This window comes from Haemophilus sp. HMSC066D02 (assembly GCF_001810545.1).
In the GTDB taxonomy this organism is placed as follows: Bacteria; Pseudomonadota; Gammaproteobacteria; order Enterobacterales; family Pasteurellaceae; genus Haemophilus_D.
The window spans coordinates 337,718-360,860 of sequence record NZ_KV801804.1; the positions used below are offsets into that span (position 1 = coordinate 337,718).

A 23,143-nucleotide genomic window follows, 5' to 3' on the forward strand; every position below is an offset into this window, starting at 1 on the left:
TTTAACGAGAGTAATAACCGGCCATTGAACTATATACGGCATTTTCTGCTTGAATGATGTTGTATTTCGCATTCAAGATAGAAAGTTGAGAGCTTTTCTCTGTGTTTGCCGCTGCAAGCCATTCACGTAATTCAGATACACCAGCATTGTAACGATCACGATAGTATTTGGTGATACGTTGGTTGTAGCTGTGTGTTTTTTGCAAGTTAGCAAAAGCACTTTGTGCTTGTGTATAGGCAAAGTAGTTGGTATCTACATCATTCAAGGCTTTAGTAATGCTTTGCTCATAGTTTAAACGTGCGGTTTCATAATCTGCTTCAGAGATTTTCACGTTCCATTTTACGGTATTCCAGTTGAGGAATGGTAGGCTAATTCCGATTAAACCTGTACCAACAGGATTGTGTAATGCGTTACCGACCTTAGTGCCACTTGATGTTAAGCTGCCACCTAAAGTCACTTCAGGGAACCAACCTTTTTCAGTTGCTTTTGCATTTTTGAATGCACTGCTTAAGCGATATTGATAGCCTTTTACATCAGGACGGTTTGCAATCACAGAAACAGGTACGTTTAAATTTACGCCCACATTTTTTACATTAAGAATGTGTGGGAAGTTGATATTTAATGCTTCTTCCGGTTTTAAGTTCAGTAAGTTACGTAAAGTTTGTTCTGCAGTTTTACGTTGTGTTTGATAGTTGATCAAGTTGTTACGTGCGTTCAATACCGCTTGTTGTGCTTGATCTACACTTGCGCTGTCCGCAACACCTTGTGATAAACGGCGTTGCATAATGCTGCTAATATCGTTGTAGTATTTAATGCTTTCTTGCGTGGTGCTGATCGCATCATTCAAGTAGGCAATTTGATAATAGGTTGTCACAACAGAGTTGATGAGTGAAAGTTTCGTTGCTTCTAAATCTTCAGCCGTTGCTTTGTGTGACCATTCTGCGGCATCTGCTGTATCCGCTAAACGTTGCCATAGATCTAACGTATAACTCACATTTAATGCACCTTGATGGCTTACTGCTGAGCTGCCACCTGTTTTTACATTTTTACTTGCAGAAGATTGGGTTGAACCACTAAATGCAGGAATTAAATTTGCACCTGCAAGGTTTGCATTATATAGAGCGCGGTTTACGGCGACAGACGCTTTGGCTAAATCTTTGTTATTAACTAATGCTTGTTCTACCACACGATTTAATTGTGAATCATTGTAAAGCGCCCACCAGTTTTCTTTTACATTAAATTGTTTGGTGATTTCCGCATAATTTTGGTAATCCTGCTGGCTCGCTTTATAAGAATCGCCGATGTTAGCACAACCTGCTAGAGCAGTTGCCATCGCGATTGCTAAGGTTAGTTTTTTCATTTTTAACATGGATTTTTCCTTTCTTTTTAATTAAAGTGCGGTCAAAAATTAGTAAGAATTTTAACCGCTCTTTTGTGTTTTACAAAATTTCTTTATTCTCTCGCAAGGGCTGTAATTGGATCTAATTGTGCCGCACGTTTTGCCGGCATATAACCGAAGATCACACCAATTAGGGTAGAGAAGACCACTGCGGCAACAATTGAGCCAGTTGAGAATGCCATCGTAAAGTCCGTCATAAATACGTTAAATAGCAGACCGATTAAGCCCGAAAGCAGAATGCCCGTCACGCCGCCAATTAAACAAATCAACACGGCTTCAATTAAAAATTGTTGCAGAATGTTAAATTGTCTCGCGCCAATAGCCATGCGCACACCAATCTCTTTAGTTCGCTCTGTCACAGAAACCAACATGATATTCATTACACCAATACCACCAACGATTAATGAAATAAAGGCGATAGAGGAAATGAGCAATTTCATCGTGCCGGTTGTGCTTTTAATGGTTTGTTTAATCGTATCGCTATTCATGATGAAGAAATCTTTTTTACCATGACGCATAGTGAGCAATTCAGTAATTCCTTTTTCAGCGACAGTCGTATTCACGGAATCATCTACTTTTACGGTAATCGAACCAATTTTTTTGCTGCCCGAAATACGATTCATCACGGTAGTGTAAGGGGCATAGAGATTAAGTGAACTGCTTGCTCCGCCCATTTGTTTATCAGATACCACGCCAATGATACGTAGTGGACGTTTATTAAACATCACGATTTTGCCGATAGGATTTTCATCAGGGAAAATCGACTTTTTCGCACTTTCATCGATTAAGGCTACTTGATTGTTATCAGCAACATCTTGAGCTGAAAATAAATTGCCTGATTTTAGTTTTAATCCATCTACATCAAAATATTGCTCGCCTACACCTTTTAAACTGGTTGAGGAGAAAGTCTGGTTACCATAAATTAATGTGCCACTTGATGAGCTATTCGGCGTGACACTTTGTACATAGCTTTGTTGATTTAGGGCAGTAGCATCATTAATCGTAAGATTTTGCATCTGTTCAGCACGACGATCACCAAAGCCTGTACCATTAAAAATCGTTATGGTGCTCGTCCCAATTCCTCGAATATTTTCTAAGATTTTTTGCTGTGAACCATTTCCCAATGCTACGACGGAAACCACGGAGGTAATCCCGATAATAATCCCGAGCATGGTTAAAAGAGAACGCATTTTGTGGGTAATAATGGCACTCACAGACATACGAAAAGCTTCGACAAATTGATCTTTGCTGAACCCAAAGTGCGGTTTAGATTTGGTTGGATTTTCGACCGCACTTTTTACCGCTTCTTTTTGCGTATCGCCAATGATTTCGCCATCTTTAATTTCAATCACGCGATTCGCACTGGCGGCAATTTCTCGGTCGTGGGTTACCATAATAATAGTGTGGCCTTCTGTGTGTAATTGACGCAGAATTTCCATCACATTTTGACCGCTTTGTGAATCCAATGCACCAGTGGGTTCATCGGCTAAAATAATTTCACCGCCGTTCATCAACGCACGGGCAATACTTACGCGTTGTTGCTGACCACCAGAAAGTTGGCTTGGTTTATTTTGCCATTTATCGCCTAAACCTAATTTTTCTAAAAGTTGTTTTGCTCGAGAAAGACGTTTTTCTTGCGACATTCCCGCATAAATTGCAGGTAAGGCGACGTTTTCTGCTGCGGTCAAGCTCGACAATAAGTTATAGCGTTGGAAAATAAAGCCGAATTTTTGGCTACGTAAATCTGACAGCTGATCTTTGCTTAATTCAATGGTTTCTTTGCCATTGATTTTGTAAGAGCCACTGGTTGCCGTATCCAAGCATCCGATGATATTCATCAAGGTCGATTTACCGGAACCCGATTGCCCAATAATCGCGACGAAATCGCCTTTTTCTATATTTAAAGAGACATTCTTTAAAATATGAACACGATTTTCGCCTTCACCGAAGTAACGGTTGAGATCCTTAATTTCAATAATATTCATTAATTTTCTACCGCACTTTTAGAACATTCTTGGACCACGAGGCATAGAGCCAACTTGTTCACCATTCGCAACTTGCGACACAATGACTTTTTCACCTTCGTTTAAACCCGATTTGATTTCAGTTTTGAAATCATTTTGAACACCGATTTCAACTTCACGCGGTTCAGGTTGATTTTTATCATTCAATACATTTACAAAGCTTTTGCCATCACGTTTTTGAATAGCCATATTGGAAACTAATAACACATCTTTCGCGTTGGCAATTTTGATATTGTTTTCTGTCGTCATCCCAATACGTAAAGTACGATCAGGGTTATCAATCAAAACATTGGCGTAATAGTAGATCGCGCTGGTTGTTGAGCTACTACTTGAAGTTGTCGAAGATGATGTTGAAGAACTATCACTAGTCGTGGTATTGGCTGGATCAACAGAATCAATGACGGAGTGATACACAGTTTGGCTATCCGATAAAATAGTAAAGCTCACTTCTTGACCTGCTTTAACTTTGGTAATGTCGCCTTCTGAAATTTCAGGTTTAATTTTCATTTTGCTTAAATCGGCAATGGTCACAATTGTTGGCGTCGTTTGGTTGGCATTAACAGTTTGACCTTCTGAAACAGGCACAGAAATAACGGTACCGTCCATTGGGGCGGTGATTTTGGTGTAGCCCACATTGGTTTCTGCGGTATTCACTTCAATTTCAGCTTGTTTGATATTGGCTTCAACTGCTTCCACTTCAGCTTTAGCATTATCAAGGGTGCTTTTTGCGGTATTCACACTATCCAAAGATGTCGCTTTTTGCGTATAAAGTTTTGATAAGCGGTTATAGCTTGAAAGGGCAACATCATAAGCGGTTTTCTTTGCTTTTAATTGTGCTTGATAGCTAACCAATGCCGCCTTTTTGGTATTTAAGGTATTAATTTGGGTTGTAGAATCAATATCTGCGATCATTTCGCCTTTCTTGATTTCTTGCCCTAACTTGACATAGAGTTTGGTTATTTTGCCCGAAGCTTGGGCGCCGACATCGACTTCATTCACGCTTTCAACTGAACCAGAAGCGACAACGGTTTTTTCCACATTGCCACGTGTAACCGATTCAGTCAGATAAGTCGTTTCTTGTTTGCTATTGCTAGAGAAAAAATAATAAGCTGCACCGGCAGCGACGAGTAATCCGAGTAAAATAAAAAAGCGTTTTTTCATAAAGACTTTATCATCCTAAATAAAAAAAATGAACGTTTGTTCAGTAGAAGTGTATTCTAAAGGTAAACTTTTCAGTTTGCACGAAAAATCTTCAAATTAGACCTGAAAATCCTAAAAAATTCAGTGTTAATTCGATGAAAGTGCGGTTAGTTTTGGGATCAAATTCACAACGCCTGACTTTTCGTATAGAATGAGGAAATTATTTTCAATTTATTGAGAAATTTATGAGCAATACAGAACACACTCTAGAAAATGCGGAAAATACCCGCACACACAATTTCATTACTCAAATTATTGATGAAGATTTAGCTTCGGGTAAACATAAAAGCGTTCATACCCGTTTCCCGCCTGAGCCGAACGGCTATTTACATATCGGTCATGCGAAATCGATTTGTTTAAACTTTGGCTTAGCAAAAGAATATCAAGGCTTATGTAACCTACGTTTTGATGATACTAACCCCGTAAAAGAAGACGTGGAATATGTAGATTCCATCAAAGCTGACGTGGAATGGTTAGGTTTCAAATGGGAAGGCGAACCGCGTTATGCATCTGATTACTTCGATGCGCTTTATGGCTATGCCATTGAGTTAATCGAAAAAGGTTTAGCGTATGTGGATGAACTTTCTCCAGATGAAATGCGTGAGTATCGTGGTACTTTAACCGAGCCGGGCAAAAACAGTCCATATCGTGATCGCAGCGTAGAAGAAAACTTAGCGTTATTCGAGAGAATGAAAAATGGCGAATTTGCTGAAGGTACATTAAGTCTTCGTGCAAAAATCGACATGGCTTCACCATTTATGGTCATGCGTGACCCTGTGCTTTATCGTATTAAATTTGCGAGCCATCACCAAACCGGTGACAAATGGTGCATTTACCCAATGTACGATTTTACTCACTGTATCTCTGATGCGATTGAGCGTATTACACACTCTTTATGTACATTAGAGTTCCAAGATAACCGTCGTTTATATGACTGGGTGTTGGAAAATATTAGTATTGAACGTCCATTACCGCATCAATACGAATTTTCACGTTTGAATTTAGAAGGCACGTTAACATCTAAACGTAAATTATTGAAATTAGTGAATGATGGTATTGTTGATGGGTGGAACGATCCACGTATGCCGACGATTTCTGGTTTACGTCGTCGTGGTTATACACCAGCTTCATTACGTGAATTCTGCCGTCGTATCGGTGTGACGAAACAAGATAACGTCGTAGAGTATTCTGCACTTGAAGCTTGCATTCGTGAAGATTTAAACGAAAACGCACCACGTGCAATGGCGGTGATTGATCCTGTTCGCGTAGTGATTGAAAACTTTGAAGGCGAAGAAACCTTAACTGCGCCAAATCACCCAAATCGTCCAGAATTAGGTGAGCGTCAATTACCGTTTACGAAAGAACTTTATATTGATCGCGCAGACTTCCGTGAAGAAGCAAACAAACAATATAAACGTCTAGTATTAGGTAAAGAAGTGCGTTTACGTAACGCTTACGTGATTAAAGCTGAACGTGTCGAAAAAGATACAAATGGTGAAATCACCACGATTTTCTGTACTTACGATCCTGAAACTTTAGGTAAAAATCCGGCTGATGGTCGTAAAGTGAAAGGGGTAATTCACTGGGTATCTGCAGAGCATAATCATCCAGCTGAGTTCCGTTTATATGAACGCCTCTTCACCGTACCAAACCCAGGTGCAGCAGAAGAGATCGAAAGCGTGTTAAATCCAACCTCTTTAGTGGTAAAACACGGTTTTGTAGAACAAAGCCTCGCAAATGCGGAACCAGAAAAAGGTTACCAATTTGAACGCGAAGGTTATTTCTGTGCGGATAACAAAGATAGCCGCCCAGAGCACTTAGTGTTTAACTTAACCGTAAGCTTAAAAGAAGGCTTCTAATTCTAAACAACAAAGTGCGGTCAAAAATCACGTAAATTTTGACCGCACTTTTTTATTGGTTTCACTATGCAATTTGAATCTTATTTTTGGCAAAAAAAATCGCTCCTTGAAATGACGGAACCCGAATGGGAAGCTTTATGTGATGGCTGCGGAAAATGCTGTTATCGAAAATACATTCAAGGGCGGGGCAAGCGTGAAAAACTCTACTATACGCGAATTGCTTGCAATCTCTTAGATGTGGAAACAGGGAAGTGTCGTAATTATCCTGAGCGTTTTAAAATCGAAAGTGATTGCACCAAATTAACCAAAAAGAATTTGCCTGATTTTGGATGGTTGCCGAATACCTGTGCTTATCGCTTATTGTATGAGGGGAAGCCTTTGCCTGAATGGCATCCCTTAATCAGTGGAGATCCTAATTCAGTGAAAAATGCAGGCATTTTAATTCAAGATGGCGTACATGAAGAAGATGTCATTGATTGGTTTGAATTTGTCATTGAAACTGAATAATTTAAATTTCGTTGTTTTTTTATTCTCTTTAAACTTTGTTTTTTGATTTAGGTCACAATTTGCAAGATTGGCAATTGTATTTCAATTGTGCTTACTTATAATACTTATTAAGTATTATATAGATGTATCATTCGTTGTATGCAAATGTCCTTATCACTTAAACAATCTGCTGAAAAACTTGGCATTTCGTTTTCCCATTATGATATTAATGGGCATTTGATTGATGCATCGCCAACCAGTATTGATTATTTTATTGAGCAGTTGCAATTTCCGCCTAATATTGGACAAAATCAGCCGTTCCAAGATGTAATATGTGCCTTTGAAAACGAACCCATTCATGATGATTTAATCGCGTTTTCTTCTCCTCCTGATGCTTCTTTGCGTTATCAATTGCTCGACGAGCAAAACCAAATTCAGTTTGAAAAAACAATTCCATATTCAACCGCACTTTTATTGCCTGCTTTGTCTTTTATCTATTATTGTTTAATGCTTTTTGTCGCTCAACAGACGAGAAAATACTATCGTTTGTAAATTAATTAAGCTTGAAAGCATAAAGGAGTATGTCATGACGAAATTAGTCGCCCAATCAGTAATTAATTCATTTTTTGATGGCAAACAGGCCGATCCTTTTGCAGTATTAGGCATGCATGAAACTCATAATGGTATTGAGATTCGTGCTTTATTACCGGATGCAGATAAAGTCGAAGTGATTGATAAAGAAAGTCAATCTATCGTTGTCGTACTGAAAAAAGTGGATGATCGCGGATTTTTTACTGCGATTGTGCCGGAGATTCGTCATTTCTTTGTCTACCAATTAAAAGTGTATTGGGGCGCAGAAGCCCAAATTATTGAAGATCCATACCACTTCCATCCAATGATTAATGACTTGGATCAATGGTTGTTAGCGGAAGGTTCGTTATTGCGCCCTTATGAAGTATTAGGTGCACATTTTACTGAATGTGACAGTGTACCAGGTGTAAATTTCCGTGTATGGGCGCCAAATGCTAAGCGCGTTTCGTTGGTCGGTGATTTTAACTATTGGGACGGTCGTCGTCATCCAATGCGTTTCCATCCGGCAAGTGGGGTATGGGAGTTATTCTTACCCAAAGCTAGTCTTGGTCAACGCTATAAATTTGAATTAATTGATTACAACGGCAACCTTCGTTTAAAAGCTGACCCTTATGCATTCAGATCGGAATTACGTCCAGATACTGCATCAGAAATCAGCATGTTGCCGGGTGTGGTCGAAATGACGGAGCAACGTCGTAAAGCGAACCAACGCAACCAACCCATTTCGATTTACGAAGTACATTTGGGATCATGGCGTCGTAATTTAGAGAATAATTTCTGGCTTGATTATGACCAAATTGCTGATGAGCTTATTCCTTATGTTAAACATATGGGCTTTACGCATATTGAGTTTTTGCCACTCTCCGAATTTCCATTCGATGGCTCTTGGGGGTATCAACCGATAGGGCTGTATTCACCAACTAGCCGTTTTGGTACACCAGAAGGCTTTAAACGTTTAGTCGAAAAAGCCCACAAAGCAGGCATTAATGTGATTTTAGACTGGGTACCGGGTCATTTCCCTAGTGATACACATGGCTTAGTCGCATTTGATGGTACAGCCTTATATGAACATGCTGACCCACGTGAAGGCTATCATCAAGACTGGAATACCTTAATTTATAACTATGGTCGTAATGAAGTGAGAAACTTCTTATCCAGTAATGCATTGTATTGGCTTGAACGATTTGGTGTAGATGGTATCCGTGTAGATGCGGTCGCATCAATGATTTACCGCGATTACAGCCGTGCTGAAGGCGAATGGATTCCGAATCAATATGGCGGTCGTGAAAACTTAGAAGCCATTGAATTCTTAAAACATACCAACTGGAAAATCCATTCTGAGGTGTCCGGTGCTATTTCGATTGCGGAAGAGTCCACTTCTTTTGGTGGCGTAACCCATCCAACAGAAAACGGTGGTCTTGGATTTAATTTTAAATGGAACATGGGCTGGATGAATGACACCCTAAGTTATATGAAACTCGATCCAGTTTATCGTCGTTATCATCACGACAAAATGACCTTCGGGATGATTTATCAATACAGCGAAAACTTTGTATTGCCACTTTCTCACGATGAAGTTGTACATGGCAAATGTTCGTTACTTGGCAAAATGCCGGGCGATGCATGGCAAAAATTCGCTAACTTGCGTGCTTACTACGGTTATATGTGGGGCTATCCAGGCAAGAAATTATTATTCATGGGCAATGAATTTGCTCAAGGTCGCGAATGGAATTATGAAGAAAGTTTGGATTGGTTCTTGCTTGACGAAAACCATGGTGGCCTATGGCATAAAGGTGTATTGCAATTAGTCAAAGATTTGAATGGAATTTATCAAAAAAATGCACCGCTCTTTGAGTTAGATGGTGAACCGGAAGGCTTTGATTGGTTAGTGGTAGATGATGCGGAGAATTCAGTCTTTGCTTTTGAACGTAAAAGCAGTGATGGTGAACGCATTATCGTGATCAGTAACTTCACTCCGGTGCCACGCGAAGGCTACCGTATCGGTGTAAATGTAGCGGGTGAATACGAAGAAATTTTGAATACTGACTCAATGTATTATCAAGGTTCAAACGTAGGTAATTTCGGCTTGGTAGAAAGCGAAGAAATTGCAAGTCACGGACGTGATAATTCGATTAGCGTGACCATTCCGCCACTCGCAACGATCTATTTAAAATATAAAGCATAACAATAGCGAAAAACACAATGTTTAGTATTTATAACAATGGCAAACCTTCCCCAATGGGATATTCACAAACGCTGGAAAACGGCCTGAAAATTTCGAATTTTGCGCTGTTTTCTAGTGCGGCGGATGCTGTTGAACTTTGTTTGTTCCGTGATGGCAAAGAAAGCCGTTTTGCCATGAGCAGAACCGATGATATTTGGTATGTGGCAATCGAGGGCGTCGAGCTGAATGATGAGTATGCGTTCAGAATCACTGGTAAAAATGACCGCACTTTAGCTAATCCGCAAAAGTTAATGCTTGATCCTTATGCGAAAGCAGTAAGCCATAAACCAGATTTAAGTTCATCAGAAGCCCGTTCCATTTTCTTGTTAAATGACGGACGGGATAATGCAGCGGTTGCACCTAAAGGTCGCATTGTGGATGAGAGTTTTGATTGGTCAGGGGATTGTAAGCCGTCTATCCCTTGGGCTCAAACCATTGTGTATGAACTGAATGTTAAAGGATTTAGCCAATTAAATTCCCGTATTCCAGAAAATATTCGGGGTACTTATGCGGCGTTAGCACATCCTGAAAATATTGCGTATTTTAAATCATTGGGTATTACCAGCCTTGAATTGCTTCCAGTGAATTTCTTCATTGATGAACCACATTTGCAAGAAAAAGGATTACGTAATTATTGGGGCTATAACCCATTAGCCATGTTTGCTTTAGAACCAAGTTATGCCGCTGATCAAAAACAGCCTTTAAATGAGTTTAAGAGCATGGTCAAAGCCTTGCATCAAGCAGGCATAGAAGTGATTTTGGATGTGGTGTTTAACCACACGGCTGAATCCGAAAAAACATTCCCAACATTTTGTCAGCGAGGTATTGATGATAAAACCTATTACTGGCAAAACGAGCATGGTGATTACCTCAACTGGACGGGGTGCGGCAATATGCTCAATCTTGCTAACGACGTCATTCGCAAATGGGTATTAGATTGTTTACGTTACTGGGTAACAGAATGTCATGTGGATGGTTTCCGTTTTGATTTGGCCACTGTGCTTGGTCGTGAAACACCTGATTTCAATCCGGATGCACAATTGTTTGCAGAAATGGAACAGGATAACGTTCTACAACAAATTAAATTAATCGCAGAGCCTTGGGATATAGGGCATTACGGTTACCAAGTTGGTTATTTCCCAGCCTATTTTTCTCAATGGAATGATCGTTTCCGCGATGATATGTGTCGTTTTTGGTTATGGCAAAGTGGTGAAGTGGGTGCTTTTGCAGAACGTTTTGCTGGCTCGAGCGATATTTTTAAACGAGAAGGACGATTACCACATGGTAGCTTGAATTTTATTACTGCCCATGATGGTTTTACATTACGAGATTTAGTGAGCTATAACCATAAACACAATGACGCTAACGGCGAAGAGAACCGTGACGGACGAAATGAAAATTATAGCTACAATCATGGTATAGAAGGTTCTCAACTCGATTTAACTGATGAATGGCAAAGTGCGGTCGAAAAACGCCGTGTTTTATCGGAAAAAGGTCTATTAGGCTCGCTATTATTATCAAATGGTGTGCCGATGCTACTTGCTGGAGATGAGTTTGGTAACAGCCAATATGGCAATAACAATGCCTATTGCCAAGATAACGAAATTACGTGGTTAAAGTGGAATGATTTTAACCAAACCTTATTTGACTTTACTAAGGAAACCATTGCATTACGAAAAAAAATTCAAAGTTTGCAACAGGAGGCTTGGTGGTCGGATGAAAATGTCGAGTGGTTGAATACTGGGGGAAACCCGATGACCCTAGACGATTGGCATAATCGGGAAAGCAAAGCCCTACAAGTTATGTTAGACGGCAAATATCTTTTCTTAATTAATGCAAAAACTGAACCGCAATCTTTTTATTTGCCAAAGGGTAAATGGAAAAAGATTGCCGAAACTGAAAATAGCGTGATTCAACAATGTGATGTGAGCGGTATAGCATTTGAAGTGTTGGAACATATGGATGATAAAAACGATGGAGTTTGTTATGAAAAGTGATCTTAATAAATATGAATTAGTTAAAGATACTTTAGTGCTTATTTTGGCTGGTGGTCGTGGTTCTCGCTTACATGAATTAACCGATAAACGTGCTAAACCTGCGTTATATTTTGGTGGTAATCGTCGCATTATTGATTTTGCGCTTTCCAACTGTATTAACTCAGGCCTGAATCGCATCGGTGTTGTAACCCAGTATGCCGCTCACTCTTTATTACGCCATTTACAAACAGGTTGGTCATTCTTACCGCAAGAGCGTGGTGAATTCGTTGATATGTTACCTGCCCGTCAACAAATTGATGATTCTACGTGGTACCGTGGTACAGCGGATGCGGTGTATCAAAATATGGCGATTATCCGTAATCACTATCGTCCAAAATACATTTTGATTCTTGCCGGCGACCATATTTATAAACAAGATTACAGTGTCATGTTGATGGATCACGTGAGAAGTGGAGCAAAATGTACAGTAGGCTGTATTGAGGTACCTCGTTCTGAAGCGAGTGAATTTGGTGTCATGGCGGTAAACGAAAATCTTAAAGTGAAAGCCTTCGTTGAGAAACCAAAAGATCCACCAGCCATGGTGGGTAAACCAGATACGTCGCTAGCCTCTATGGGGATCTACGTGTTTGATGCTGAGTATCTCTATAAAATGCTTGATAGAGAAGTGAATACCCCTTGCACATCTCATGACTTTGGTAAAGATGTTTTGCCAAAATGCTTGGAAGAAGGCGTGCTTTATGCGCATCCATTCAGCCGTTCTTGTATGGGCCGAAACACTGAAGGTGAAATTTACTGGCGTGATGTGGGTACACTCGATAGTTTCTGGCAAGCGAATATCGATTTAGTTTCAGAGCATCCACAATTAGATATTTATGATCAAAGCTGGCCAATTCGTGGTAATCCAGTGCAGGCTTATCCATCTAAATTCTTCTATAAAAAAGCGAATGTCAAACCGGTAGATAACTCGCTTATCGGTGGTGGCTGTGTGATTACAGATGCATCTATTAGTAATTCAGTGTTGTTTGATAGAGTCAAAATTGATGAAGATTCTTCTGTGGATCACTGTGTCGTGTTACCGCAAGTACAAATTGGTAAAAATTGTACATTAAAAGATTGTATTATTGATCGCCATTGTATTATTCCAGATGGTATGGAAATCGGTGTGGATAAAGCCCTTGACAGTAAACGCTTCCGTGTGAGTTCTACCGGTAAAGTCGTACTTGTAACCTCAACAATGTTGAAAAAATTGCAAGGTGAAGAAGTCACTAACGAAGAACATTTGGATTAAAGTGCGGTCAATTTTGACAGTATTTTAAGTGAAGTAAAAAGATTGTGCTGTTATCAATGACAGCACAATTTTAAGTATAAAAGGAAAATTATGAGAGTTTTACATGTTTGCTCGGAGCTGTATCCCTTACTCAAAACTGGCGGACTCGCTGATGTTTTAGGGGCATTACCTTTTGCACAAAAAGAAATTGGTATCGATACACGTATTTTATTGCCGGCTTATCCAAAAATTTCTGCAGGCATTGAGAATACGCATGTCGTCACAGAATTTGATAATTTTGCAGGTCATGTTGTATTGCGTTATGGCGAATACAATGGCGTGGGGATTTATCTGATTGATGCACCACATCTCTATTGGCGAGAAGGAAATCCTTATCATGATACCGATTACAACGATTATGCCGATAACTATAAGCGTTTTGCGTTATTAGGTTGGGTGGGGGCAGAGCTTGCGACAGGCTTAGATAGTTGGTGGCGAGCTGAAGTGGTTCATGCCCATGATTGGCATGCGGGCTTAGCCGCCGCTTATCTCTTCAATAAAGGTCGTCCTGCAAAATCAGTATTTACGATTCATAACCTGGCATATCAAGGACAATTTGCCCACCGTCATTTACATGAAATTGGATTGCCAGAAGGGATGTTCCATGTTGATGGTTTAGAGTTATTTGGCCAAATTTCATATTTGAAAGCAGGTCTCTATTATTCTGATATGGTGACAGCAGTGAGTCCAACTTATGCGAAAGAAATCACTACACCAGACTTTGCTTATGGCTTGCAAGGCTTATTAACAGGCCTACGTGAAGCAGGTAAGTTGGTGGGGATTTTAAATGGCGTGGATCAAGAAATTTGGCATCCAAGTTGTGATGCGTATATTCAGCATCATTACAAATTGAAATCCATCGCAGGCAAGAAGAAAAATAAAGCGGATTTACAAGCTTATTTCAATTTGCCACAACAACCTGATGCACTCTTATTTGTGATGGTGACTCGCTTAACCGAACAAAAAGGCGTAGATTTACTGATTGCCACAGCGGATGAAATTGTTAAACGAGGTGGCCAACTAACTATTCTCGGTTCTGGTGCAAAACATTTGGAAGAGGGGATTTGCCAATTAGCACAACGTTACCCAGAAAATATTGCAGTAAAAATTGGTTATGACGAAGCGCTCTCACATTTAATGGTTGCGGGTGGTGATGTAATTTTAGTACCAAGCCGTTTTGAACCTTGTGGATTAACTCAACTATATGGTTTGCAATATGGCACATTGCCACTTGTTCGTGCGACGGGAGGATTAGCGGATACCGTGACCAACAGTACAAGTGAAACCATTAAAGAGCGTACTGCAACGGGGTTTGTATTCCAAAAAGCCGAAGCAGATGATTTACGAAGTGCTATCCAGCATGCTTTTGTCTTGTGGCAAAAACAACGAGTTTGGGCGATGGTTCGTAATAATGCCATGGCTCAGGACTTTAGTTGGAAAAATGCCGCCGCTCAATATGAGCAGCTCTATTTAGGCATTTTGGACTCATAATTAAATGGATTGACTCCCTCTTCAAAATAATCGCCTTTGAAGGAGGAGTTTTTGTTGTTTTTTTCGTAAAAAAGCTTAAAATTTGCGCGATTTTTTTATTGAGGTTTTACTTTCTATGATCATGGACAATTTTGATTCGCCATTTCTCTACAATCGACCAAGTCTTGATGTTGAAGGCGTAAAAAAAGCAATTGTTTATAAATTAATTTTCTTAATTGGTCGTTCACCAAAAGAGGCGAGTCAACGCGATTGGCTAAATGCGACACTTCATGCAGTGCGTGATTTAGTGACTGAAGGCTGGATTACCACCGCTCGTCAATCTCGTGCAGAAGAAACTCGTCGTGTTTATTACCTTTCTATGGAATTCTTAATCGGCCGTACACTTTCTAATGCGATGATCGCAGAAGGTGTTTATGACGTGGCAGAAAAAGCCCTAGCTGAATTAAATGTTAATTTGGAAGAGATTATTGAAAAAGAAGTGGATCCAGGTTTAGGTAACGGGGGGTTAGGTCGCCTTGCTGCTTGCTTTATGGACTCACTGGCAACATTAGCCATTCCTGCGATGGGTTACGGTATTCGTTATGAATACGGTATGTTCTGTCAAAAAATTGAAAATGGTCAACAAGTTGAACGTCCGGATGATTGGTTGGAAAAAGGTGCGCCTTGGGAATTTATGCGTCCATCAAAACGTTTCAGTATTGATTTTGGTGGTCATATCTATTTTGAAGATAAAAAATGTATCTGGAATCCGGCTGAAAAAGTGACCGCACTTGCATACGATCAAATGATCCCTGGCTATAAAAATGATTCGGCATCGACTTTACGTTTATGGTCGGCGCATGGTGGAGAATTATTTGATTTAGAAGAATTTAACCGTGGTGATCATTTAGCGGCGGTGGCAACGCGTTCAGCTAACCAAAACCTTTCTCGTGTACTTTATCCAGATGATTCTACCTGGAATGGTCGTGAGTTACGTTTACGTCAAGAGTACTTCTTGGTATCTGCATCTTTGCAAGATATTCTCCGTCGCCATTTAAGAACCCATGGTACATTGGATAATCTTGCTGATAAAGTAGCGATTCACTTGAATGATACCCACCCGGCATTAGCCATTCCTGAGTTGATGCGTATTTTAATCGATTTACACGGTTACTCATGGCAAAACGCTTGGGATGTGACTCGTCGTATTTTCTCTTATACTTGCCATACTTTAATGTCAGAAGCATTAGAAACCTGGCCGGTAGAAATGATGGCGAAAATCTTACCTCGTCACTTACAAATGATTTTTGAAATCAATGATCATTTCCTTGAATATGTGAAAACTTATGTCACCACCGATATGGACTTTATCCGTCGCGTTTCACTTATCGAAGAAGGATATCAACGTAAAGTGCGTATGGGGTGGTTGTCCGTTGTTGGTTCTCATAAAGTGAACGGTGTTGCGGCAATTCACTCAGATCTTATGGTGACATCAACCTTTGCTGATTTTGCTCGTATCTATCCAGAACGTTTCACCAATGTAACAAACGGTGTGACACCACGTCGTTGGCTTGCCGTAGCGAACCCGAAATTAGCGGCTTTATTTGATCAATATATTGGTTCTGAATGGCGTTGCGATTTAAGCCAAATTGAAAAACTTAAAGCCTTTGCAGATAAAGGTGAATTTAAGCGTGCTGTTGCGGATATTAAATACGATAACAAAGTGAAATTAGCGCAATATGTGAAGAAAACACTTGATATCGATTTAGATCCACATGCTTTATTTGACGTACAAGTAAAACGTATTCACGAATACAAACGTCAAATGCTTAATGTGTTACACATTATTGCACGTTATAACGAAATGCTTGCTCATCCAGAAAAAGATTGGCAGCCACGTGTGTTCATTCTAGCGGGTAAAGCAGCTTCAGCTTACTATGCAGCAAAACAAACCATTCGTTTGATTAACGATGTCGCGAATGTCATCAATAATGATGAACGCTTAAAAGGTCGTTTAAAAGTTGTCTTTATTCCGAACTACAGCGTAAGTCTTGCACAATTAATCATTCCAGCGGCAGATATTTCTGAGCAAATCTCTCTTGCAGGAACAGAAGCATCAGGTACCAGTAACATGAAGTTTGCCTTAAATGGTGCGTTAACATTGGGTACGCTTGATGGTGCGAACGTTGAGATTTTAGATAATGTTGGTGAAGACCACATCTTTATCTTTGGTAATACGGTTGAACAAGTGGAAGCATTACGTCGCGAAGGTTATCGTCCGTTTGATTATTATCAAAATGACGAGCAATTACGTGAAGTTATTGACCAAATTATCCGTGGTGATTTCTCGCCGGAAGAACCGAACCGTTATCACTCTCTAATTCAAGGTTTACAATACCACGATTACTATCAATCCTTTGCTGATTTCCGCAGTTATGTGGAAGCGCAAAAAGCGGTAGATAAAAAATATCAAGATCGTGATGCATGGATAGCAAGTACCATTCAAAATATGGTGAACATGGGCTTCTTCTCATCAGACCGTACGATTCTTGAATATGCGAAAAATATCTGGAAAATTGAACCGTTAAAACTCGAGAAGTAAGTTCTTGTCCACTCATAGAAAACCCTGTCGGATTATTTCCACAGGGTTTCTTTTTATGCTAAAATCCACCGTCAAATTTATTGTTCATTCAGATTAGGAAAAAGTATGAAAGTTTTAGAAGGTGCGGTAGCTGCGCCAAATGCTAAAATCGCAGTGGTGATTGCTCGTTTTAACAGTTTTATTAATGAAAGTTTATTAGAAGGTGCGGTAGATGCATTAAAACGTATCGGCCAAGTGAAAGATGAGAATATTACAATCGTTCGAGCACCAGGTGCGTATGAACTTCCATTAGTAGCACGTCGTTTAGCTGAAAGCAAAAAATTTGATGCAATCGTGGCATTGGGTACGGTAATCCGTGGTGGTACAGCTCACTTTGAATATGTAGCGGGTGAAGCAAGCAGCGGTTTAGGTCAAGTAGCAATGCAAGCTGAAATCCCAGTGGCATTTGGTGTTTTAACGACTGAAAACATTGAACAAGCTATCGAGCGTGCAGGGACAAAAGCAGGCAATAAAGGTGCAGAAGCAGCATTAACTGCACTTGAAATGGTGAACCTTTTACAACAAATTGATGCGGCATAATTCCAATGACAGAGAAAAAAGAACCTGTAAAAAAAGTATCGCCACGTCGTAGAGCGAGAGAATGTGCGGTTCAAGCATTATATTCTTGGGCACTCTCTGGTAATGCACCAGAACAAGTGGAACTCACTTTCGTTGTGGATCAAGATTTAAAAGGTGTGGATAAACCTTATTTTAGCCGCCTTTTCCGTCAAACCGTTGCGAATGTAGAAGCCGTTGATTTTTCAATGAGTCATTATTTAGATCGCACGTTGGATGAATTAGATCCGATTGAAAAAGCGATTTTACGTTTAGCGGTTTATGAGCTTCAATTTGAGCCAGATGTACCGTATAAAGTGGCGATTAATGAGGCAATTGAAGTGGCGAAAGTGTTTGGTGCAGATGAAAGCCATAAATACATTAACGGTGTATTGGATAAAGTCGCTCCTGCATTAGGTCGCAAATAATTATTGAAATGTAGGGTAGACAAATGTCTGCCCTTTTTTTTTTGGGTGCGCAGATAAAATGAGTCCGGGTGAATTTGATCTTATAGGGCGATATTTCTCAATACAAAAAGGCAATCAACACTTTGTTGATTTCAGTATTGGGGATGATTGTGCGATCACTCATATCCCTGAAGACTATCAGCTAGCGATTACCACCGATACAATGGTCGAGGGAACGCATTTTTTATCTTCTATTTCTCCCCAAGATTTAGCCTATAAAGCTATCGCGACAAATCTAAGTGATTTAGCTGCTATGGGCGCGAAACCTGCTTGGATTTCTCTTGCACTGACATTACCTGAAGTTGATGAAAACTGGTTGAGCCAATTTAGCCAAAGTCTGTTTGATACATTAAATCAATATGATGTAACATTAATTGGTGGTGATACAACAAAAGGCCCACTTTCTGTAACCATTACGGCACAAGGTTTTGTACCAAAAGGAAAGGCTTTATTCCGACATAACGCAAAGGTTGGAGATTTAATTTATGTATCGGGCTCGTTAGGTGATAGCGCGGCGGGTTTAAATTTGATCTTACAAGGTAAAAGTGCGGTCGATTTTGATACTGAATTTTTAGTAAAACGCCATTTTCAACCAACGCCACGGGTTGAATTAGGTCAAGCCTTAGTGGATGTCGCGCATTCATGCATTGATATTTCAGATGGTCTTGTTGCTGATTTAGGACATATTTTAACGAGAAGCCAATGTTCAGCAGAGATTGAATTATCTACCTTGCCTTTATCCACACCACTCAAAAAAACATATCGCTTAGAAAAGGCAGAAGCGTTTGCATTAAGTGGCGGGGAAGATTATGAGCTTTGCTTTACGGTTCCTGCAAATAAAAAGGCCGAAATTGAAAAGTTGTCTCAATTATTAAATGTACCTTGTACTTGTATCGGGAAAATCGTTCCGCAAAATAACAATCCGATTACTTTTTTTAAAGATGGACGTATTATCAATTATCAAGCGCCCTCTGGTTTCGATCATTTTAAGGATAAATAATGAATAGTTCACCTCTTGATAGAGTTAGCTTAAAAAAACCAGTTCATTTACTTGCATTAGGTTTCGGTTCAGGACTCATTCGTCCCGCACCTGGTACATGGGGAAGTTTAGCCGGAACGGTTTTAGGTTCGGCATTATTAGCTTGTCTTGGACTAAAAATCTTCTTAATTTTGACCGCACTTTGCTTTGCACTTGGCTGTTATTTATGTCAAAAAACGGCTGATGATATGGGCGTTCATGATCATGGCTCCATTGTTTGGGATGAATTTGTTGGGGTATTTATCGTGTTAGCCGCGATTCCAACTTTATCCTTGCCTTGGATTGTCGTTGCCTTTGTATTGTTTCGTTTCTTCGATATTTTAAAACCTTATCCCATCCGTTATTTTGACCAAAAACTGGAAAGCGGTTTTGGGATTATGGTGGATGATGTTTTAGCCGCAGTCTATGCTGTTATCGTGATTGCGATATTACGTATCGTAGGCTTGCCATGCTAAATTTGATGATTATTCATCTTGTTGGTTTACTTTCGCCTGGCCCTGATTTTTTCTATGTTAGCCGAATTTCTGCCATGAGCTCTCGTCGAGAAGCTATTGGTGGCGTAATTGGGATTACCATTGGTGTATTAATGTGGGCTACGGCTGCCGTTTTAGGACTTGCCATTATTTTTTCCACTATGCCAATTATTCAAGGCATTGTGATGATACTTGGTGGTTCGTATTTAGTTTATCTCGGCATTAAAATGGCAAAAGTGAAAACTAATGCGGTTTTTGATGAAAAGCAGAATGCAAATGTGCCAAATCAATCAACCTTAACGAGCATTATGAAAGGCTTATTAGTCAATTTGTCTAATGCTAAAGTTGTGATTTATTTCAGCAGTGTGATGTCATTGGTTTTAGTGAATATTACCGAAACATTACAAATTTTGACCGCACTTGCCGTGATTACCGTAGAAACCTTTTTATATTTCTACATCATTTCGGTGCTTTTCTCTCGTTCTGTTGCAAAACAGTTTTATAGCCAATATAGTCGCTATATTGATAATGCAGCAGGGCTGATTTTTATTTTCTTCGGAATTTATTTAATTTATAGTGGCGTTCAACACGCTTTAATTTGATTAAAAAAGGACAAAACATGACATTAAAAATTGCGATCGCCGGTGCAGGCGGAAGAATGGGGCGTCAATTAATTCAAGCTGTGCATAATGCAGAAGGGGCAGAGTTAGGTGCCGCTTTTGAACGTAAAGGTTCCTCTTTAGTCGGTGCAGATGCAGGCGAGCTTGCGGGTATTGGTGCATTAGGTGTCAAAGTATCAGATGATTTAAATGCAGAAAAAGATAACTTTGATTTGCTGATTGATTTCACGCGTCCGGAAGGCACGCTTGAGCATATTGCATTTTGTGTCGCTAATAATAAAAAGATGGTAATTGGTACCACAGGTTTTGATGATGCAGGCAAAGCCGCGATTCAAGCTGCATCGGAAAAAATTGCTATTGTATTTGCATCCAACTTCAGTGTGGGTGTGAATTTGGTGTTTAAACTATTAGAAAAAGCTGCCAAAGTGATGGGCGATTATTGCGATATCGAAATCATTGAAGCACACCACCGCCACAAAGTGGATGCACCATCTGGTACCGCACTTTCTATGGGCGAACACATTGCGAAAATTCTTGGTCGTGATTTGAAAACGCATGGTGTATTTTGTCGTGAAGGCATTACAGGTGAACGCAAACGTGATGAAATTGGTTTTTCTACCATTCGTGCCTCAGATGTAGTGGGTGAGCATAGTGTATGGTTTGCGGATATTGGTGAGCGCGTTGAAATTGCTCACAAAGCATCAAGCCGTATGACATTTGCTAATGGCGCAGTGCGTGCAGGTAAATGGTTGGAAAAACAATCTCATGGATTGTTTGATATGACCGATGTGTTGGATTTGAATAATTTATAGAGAGTAGATAGGATTTTTTAATCCACTTATTAAATAACGATCCGTACATGTTATGTGTGGATCGTTATGTTTTTGCATGATGAATCTTTGATTTAGACAGGAAAAAGATGAAGAGTATTTTCTCCTTACTTATTGCTTTTTTAGCTATTTATTTGGGTTTATCTATAGCGATTATAGTTGGTGGAATTGTTTTAGAGGCACCCAATATAAACTACAGGTTTATCTTCGAAGACACTTTTAAACCTTCAGTATTTATATTTTTTGTAATTATATTTTTTAGTTATTTAATAGCACCTAAAAAATAGTAAAATTGCATATGGGCAGAGTTCGTTAAGTCTTAATGAATTACAGTTCCAATTCAATATCACTTTCCACCCGACAACAACACAGTAGAATCTCATCGGGTTGAATAAAGGCAAGGGGCGTCTCGACGTAAGATACCTTGCCTTTTTTGATCTTCACGCGACAAGAACCACAATAGCCCGAACGACATTGATATTCATGGTGAATTTGATGTTGTTCTAAAAAATTAAGCAGGGAAGTTTGGTTATCGAAATCTAAGGTGATTTGGCGCTGAATAAGATGGATTTTCATGAAACAAAATAAAACAAAATTTTGCTCATTATAGAAGAAAGAGAAGTAAAACTCACGGCTCTTTTGTTGTAATATAGCGAGCTAATATTCATCATAAGGGAAGAACATGCAAACCTTTCTAAAATTAACGTTAATTTCAACCGAACTTTTATTAACGGCTTGTAGCACCATTTCAAAAGAGCCGGTTAAGCATATTGATATGTATGTAAAGCCTTATTACGATGCCAGAGATGGTCGACTCGAACAGATTAATGTGAACAAAGATATTGATGCGTTATTACTGAAAAATACACAAAAAGATTTTGAAAGTGCGGTCAATATTATTGAGAAAAAAGTGGATTTTGTTTCTCCGATGACAATGTTTGCACTTTCTGCTCGTGCTTATGATTTTGGCCTGCGAGATGAAGCAGTAAAATGGTTTTATCGTGGACAAAACCGTTTAATCACCGCGTTATATGTGTTGGATTTAGATAAATTGACGGTATCGAATAACACGGCATTTGGGCAATTAGTGGGACAGCATGTTAATCCATATGCGTTCTGTGATTTGAACAAGCAACACAAAGCGGCGCAAGATGCGATTGACTGGGCGAAAAATCACCCATATCAGACTGTATTTTTACCTCAATTACCAAGCAAACATCCAGATAGAAAACAGGCATTAAAAGAAGCAGAGGCAAAACTTGATGCGCGCCTAGTTGAGCAAGACCGCTATTTTGCTAATCCTGAAAATAAAGCGAAATGGGAAAAAGAACGCCAAGATAACTTGGTAAATGAGCGATTTTGTTGGTGATTTTAAAAAAATTTAAAAATCTTAAGGTTGCTTAAGATTTCATTAAGATTTGTTGTGTTTAATAAGCATCAACAAGGCAGCAATGAGGATAATCCTTCGCTTTGAAACATGACTATTTATGCTTAATTTTATTTAGGAGAACATGATGAAAAAATTAGCTTTAGCAACCCTTTTAGCTTTATCTACTTCAGCAGCATTTGCTGGTTTTAATGGTAACACTGCACAAGGTGGCTTCCAAGGTAGTAACCAAGGTCAACAACTGACTGTTAAACAAGCATTATCTGCGAAAGATAATTCTATGATTACCTTAGTCGGTAACATCACTCAACAAATTGATGGTGATGAATATATTTTTACCGATGGTACAGACCAAATCAAATTGGAAATTAAAAACCGCGTTTGGAATGGCTTAAATGTGGGACCTCAGGATAAAATCCGCGTTTACGGTAAACTAGACAATGAAATGTTTGAAAAACCAGAGCTTGAAGTCATTAGCGTTGAAAAAGCGCAATAATTCATATAATTTGAAGTGGTGGGCAAAAGCCCGCCATTTTTTGTTTTGAGAAAGGTAA

Annotated in this window: 20 protein-coding genes; 16 read left to right on the top strand and 4 right to left on the bottom strand. The window is 39.5% G+C overall.

What is annotated here, in order from left to right; translation table 11 throughout:
- Position 1: 1 nt before the first annotated feature.
- The 3 genes from tdeA to HMPREF2750_RS01905 all read right to left on the bottom strand — a co-directional run bounded on the left by tdeA (position 2) and on the right by HMPREF2750_RS01905 (position 4,584).
- Positions 2-1,369 (bottom strand): toxin/drug exporter TdeA, encoded by a 1,368-nt coding sequence (gene tdeA / locus HMPREF2750_RS01895; RefSeq protein WP_070582363.1) that lies wholly within the window; start codon positions 1,367-1,369, stop codon positions 2-4.
- Between the two features lie 83 nt (positions 1,370-1,452).
- Positions 1,453-3,384: a MacB family efflux pump subunit gene (locus HMPREF2750_RS01900; RefSeq protein WP_070582364.1), complete on the bottom strand. Its 1,932-nt coding sequence runs from the start codon at positions 3,382-3,384 to the stop codon at positions 1,453-1,455.
- 18 nt (positions 3,385-3,402) lie between these two features.
- Positions 3,403-4,584, bottom strand: a complete 1,182-nt coding sequence (locus HMPREF2750_RS01905; RefSeq protein WP_070582365.1) for an efflux RND transporter periplasmic adaptor subunit — start codon at positions 4,582-4,584, stop codon at positions 3,403-3,405.
- A 224-nt stretch (positions 4,585-4,808) separates the two neighbouring features.
- Here HMPREF2750_RS01905 and glnS point away from each other — a divergent pair, with 224 nt between their 5' ends.
- The 14 genes from glnS (at position 4,809) to dapB (ending at position 21,184) form a co-directional block, all read left to right on the top strand.
- Complete coding sequence (gene glnS / locus HMPREF2750_RS01910; RefSeq protein WP_070582366.1) at positions 4,809-6,482, top strand: glutamine--tRNA ligase; 1,674 nt, start codon at positions 4,809-4,811, stop codon at positions 6,480-6,482.
- A 66-nt stretch (positions 6,483-6,548) separates the two neighbouring features.
- Positions 6,549-6,989: a YcgN family cysteine cluster protein gene (locus HMPREF2750_RS01915; RefSeq protein ID WP_070582367.1), complete on the top strand. Its 441-nt coding sequence runs from the start codon at positions 6,549-6,551 to the stop codon at positions 6,987-6,989.
- Between the two features lie 144 nt (positions 6,990-7,133).
- Positions 7,134-7,520, top strand: a complete 387-nt coding sequence (locus HMPREF2750_RS01920) for a 4-alpha-glucanotransferase (RefSeq protein ID WP_261660559.1) — start codon at positions 7,134-7,136, stop codon at positions 7,518-7,520.
- A gap of 34 nt (positions 7,521-7,554) precedes the next feature.
- Positions 7,555-9,744 (top strand): 1,4-alpha-glucan branching protein GlgB, encoded by a 2,190-nt coding sequence (gene glgB / locus HMPREF2750_RS01925; protein ID WP_070582369.1) that lies wholly within the window; start codon positions 7,555-7,557, stop codon positions 9,742-9,744.
- A 17-nt stretch (positions 9,745-9,761) separates the two neighbouring features.
- Positions 9,762-11,780 carry a glycogen debranching protein GlgX gene (gene glgX, locus HMPREF2750_RS01930; protein WP_070582370.1) on the top strand — a complete coding sequence of 673 codons (2,019 nt, stop codon included), beginning with the start codon at positions 9,762-9,764 and terminating at the stop codon, positions 11,778-11,780.
- Positions 11,770-13,068, top strand: coding sequence for a glucose-1-phosphate adenylyltransferase (glgC, locus tag HMPREF2750_RS01935; RefSeq protein ID WP_005699011.1), 1,299 nt, complete (start codon positions 11,770-11,772; stop codon positions 13,066-13,068). The genes glgX and glgC overlap by 11 nt, the downstream gene beginning before the upstream one ends.
- Before the next feature lie 90 nt (positions 13,069-13,158).
- Positions 13,159-14,598 carry a glycogen synthase GlgA gene (gene glgA, locus HMPREF2750_RS01940; protein ID WP_070582371.1) on the top strand — a complete coding sequence of 480 codons (1,440 nt, stop codon included), beginning with the start codon at positions 13,159-13,161 and terminating at the stop codon, positions 14,596-14,598.
- A gap of 115 nt (positions 14,599-14,713) precedes the next feature.
- Positions 14,714-17,179, top strand: a complete 2,466-nt coding sequence (locus HMPREF2750_RS01945) for a glycogen/starch/alpha-glucan phosphorylase (protein WP_070582473.1) — start codon at positions 14,714-14,716, stop codon at positions 17,177-17,179.
- Between the two features lie 105 nt (positions 17,180-17,284).
- Entirely contained in the window at positions 17,285-17,758 is a 474-nt protein-coding gene (ribE, locus tag HMPREF2750_RS01950) for a 6,7-dimethyl-8-ribityllumazine synthase (protein ID WP_005695997.1), read from the top strand.
- Positions 17,759-17,763: 5 nt separating this feature from the next.
- Positions 17,764-18,201, top strand: coding sequence for a transcription antitermination factor NusB (nusB, locus tag HMPREF2750_RS01955; RefSeq protein WP_049364133.1), 438 nt, complete (start codon positions 17,764-17,766; stop codon positions 18,199-18,201).
- A 58-nt stretch (positions 18,202-18,259) separates the two neighbouring features.
- Positions 18,260-19,240: a thiamine-phosphate kinase gene (thiL, locus tag HMPREF2750_RS01960; RefSeq protein ID WP_070582372.1), complete on the top strand. Its 981-nt coding sequence runs from the start codon at positions 18,260-18,262 to the stop codon at positions 19,238-19,240.
- On the top strand, positions 19,237-19,734 hold the full coding sequence (locus tag HMPREF2750_RS01965) for a phosphatidylglycerophosphatase A family protein (RefSeq protein ID WP_148129966.1): 498 nt from the start codon (positions 19,237-19,239) through the stop codon (positions 19,732-19,734). Before thiL ends, HMPREF2750_RS01965 begins: the two co-directional genes overlap by 4 nt.
- On the top strand, positions 19,728-20,354 hold the full coding sequence (locus tag HMPREF2750_RS01970) for a LysE family transporter (protein ID WP_070582373.1): 627 nt from the start codon (positions 19,728-19,730) through the stop codon (positions 20,352-20,354). The genes HMPREF2750_RS01965 and HMPREF2750_RS01970 overlap by 7 nt, the downstream gene beginning before the upstream one ends.
- 17 nt (positions 20,355-20,371) lie before the next feature.
- Positions 20,372-21,184, top strand: coding sequence for a 4-hydroxy-tetrahydrodipicolinate reductase (gene dapB / locus HMPREF2750_RS01975; protein WP_070582374.1), 813 nt, complete (start codon positions 20,372-20,374; stop codon positions 21,182-21,184).
- A gap of 345 nt (positions 21,185-21,529) precedes the next feature.
- On the opposite strand, the gene yfaE is transcribed toward dapB, so the two are convergent.
- On the bottom strand, positions 21,530-21,778 hold the full coding sequence (gene yfaE / locus HMPREF2750_RS01985; protein ID WP_070582376.1) for a class I ribonucleotide reductase maintenance protein YfaE: 249 nt from the start codon (positions 21,776-21,778) through the stop codon (positions 21,530-21,532).
- Between the two features lie 106 nt (positions 21,779-21,884).
- Here yfaE and HMPREF2750_RS01990 point away from each other — a divergent pair, with 106 nt between their 5' ends.
- Both HMPREF2750_RS01990 and HMPREF2750_RS01995 read left to right on the top strand, forming a co-directional pair.
- Positions 21,885-22,571, top strand: a complete 687-nt coding sequence (locus tag HMPREF2750_RS01990) for a hypothetical protein (protein ID WP_049372567.1) — start codon at positions 21,885-21,887, stop codon at positions 22,569-22,571.
- A 145-nt stretch (positions 22,572-22,716) separates the two neighbouring features.
- Positions 22,717-23,085, top strand: a complete 369-nt coding sequence (locus HMPREF2750_RS01995) for a YgiW/YdeI family stress tolerance OB fold protein (RefSeq protein WP_049366987.1) — start codon at positions 22,717-22,719, stop codon at positions 23,083-23,085.
- Positions 23,086-23,143 lie beyond the last annotated feature (58 nt).

What these genes read in the sequence shown, in the direction of transcription:
- HMPREF2750_RS01970 (WP_070582373.1), top strand. Translation starts at nt 19,728, where the DNA reads ATGCTAAATTTGATGATTATTCATCTTGTTGGTTTACTTTCGCCTGGC.
- yfaE (WP_070582376.1), bottom strand. Translation starts at nt 21,778, where the DNA reads ATGAAAATCCATCTTATTCAGCGCCAAATCACCTTAGATTTCGATAAC.
- HMPREF2750_RS01945 (WP_070582473.1), top strand. Translation starts at nt 14,714, where the DNA reads ATGATCATGGACAATTTTGATTCGCCATTTCTCTACAATCGACCAAGT.
- thiL (WP_070582372.1), top strand. Translation starts at nt 18,260, where the DNA reads ATGAGTCCGGGTGAATTTGATCTTATAGGGCGATATTTCTCAATACAA.
- HMPREF2750_RS01915 (WP_070582367.1), top strand. Translation starts at nt 6,549, where the DNA reads ATGCAATTTGAATCTTATTTTTGGCAAAAAAAATCGCTCCTTGAAATG.
- glgB (WP_070582369.1), top strand. Translation starts at nt 7,555, where the DNA reads ATGACGAAATTAGTCGCCCAATCAGTAATTAATTCATTTTTTGATGGC.
- tdeA (WP_070582363.1), bottom strand. Translation starts at nt 1,369, where the DNA reads ATGTTAAAAATGAAAAAACTAACCTTAGCAATCGCGATGGCAACTGCT.
- HMPREF2750_RS01900 (WP_070582364.1), bottom strand. Translation starts at nt 3,384, where the DNA reads ATGAATATTATTGAAATTAAGGATCTCAACCGTTACTTCGGTGAAGGC.
- nusB (WP_049364133.1), top strand. Translation starts at nt 17,764, where the DNA reads ATGACAGAGAAAAAAGAACCTGTAAAAAAAGTATCGCCACGTCGTAGA.
- glgC (WP_005699011.1), top strand. Translation starts at nt 11,770, where the DNA reads ATGAAAAGTGATCTTAATAAATATGAATTAGTTAAAGATACTTTAGTG.
- dapB (WP_070582374.1), top strand. Translation starts at nt 20,372, where the DNA reads ATGACATTAAAAATTGCGATCGCCGGTGCAGGCGGAAGAATGGGGCGT.
- glgA (WP_070582371.1), top strand. Translation starts at nt 13,159, where the DNA reads ATGAGAGTTTTACATGTTTGCTCGGAGCTGTATCCCTTACTCAAAACT.
- ribE (WP_005695997.1), top strand. Translation starts at nt 17,285, where the DNA reads ATGAAAGTTTTAGAAGGTGCGGTAGCTGCGCCAAATGCTAAAATCGCA.
- HMPREF2750_RS01990 (WP_049372567.1), top strand. Translation starts at nt 21,885, where the DNA reads ATGCAAACCTTTCTAAAATTAACGTTAATTTCAACCGAACTTTTATTA.
- glnS (WP_070582366.1), top strand. Translation starts at nt 4,809, where the DNA reads ATGAGCAATACAGAACACACTCTAGAAAATGCGGAAAATACCCGCACA.
- HMPREF2750_RS01905 (WP_070582365.1), bottom strand. Translation starts at nt 4,584, where the DNA reads ATGAAAAAACGCTTTTTTATTTTACTCGGATTACTCGTCGCTGCCGGT.
- HMPREF2750_RS01995 (WP_049366987.1), top strand. Translation starts at nt 22,717, where the DNA reads ATGAAAAAATTAGCTTTAGCAACCCTTTTAGCTTTATCTACTTCAGCA.
- glgX (WP_070582370.1), top strand. Translation starts at nt 9,762, where the DNA reads ATGTTTAGTATTTATAACAATGGCAAACCTTCCCCAATGGGATATTCA.
- HMPREF2750_RS01920 (WP_261660559.1), top strand. Translation starts at nt 7,134, where the DNA reads ATGTCCTTATCACTTAAACAATCTGCTGAAAAACTTGGCATTTCGTTT.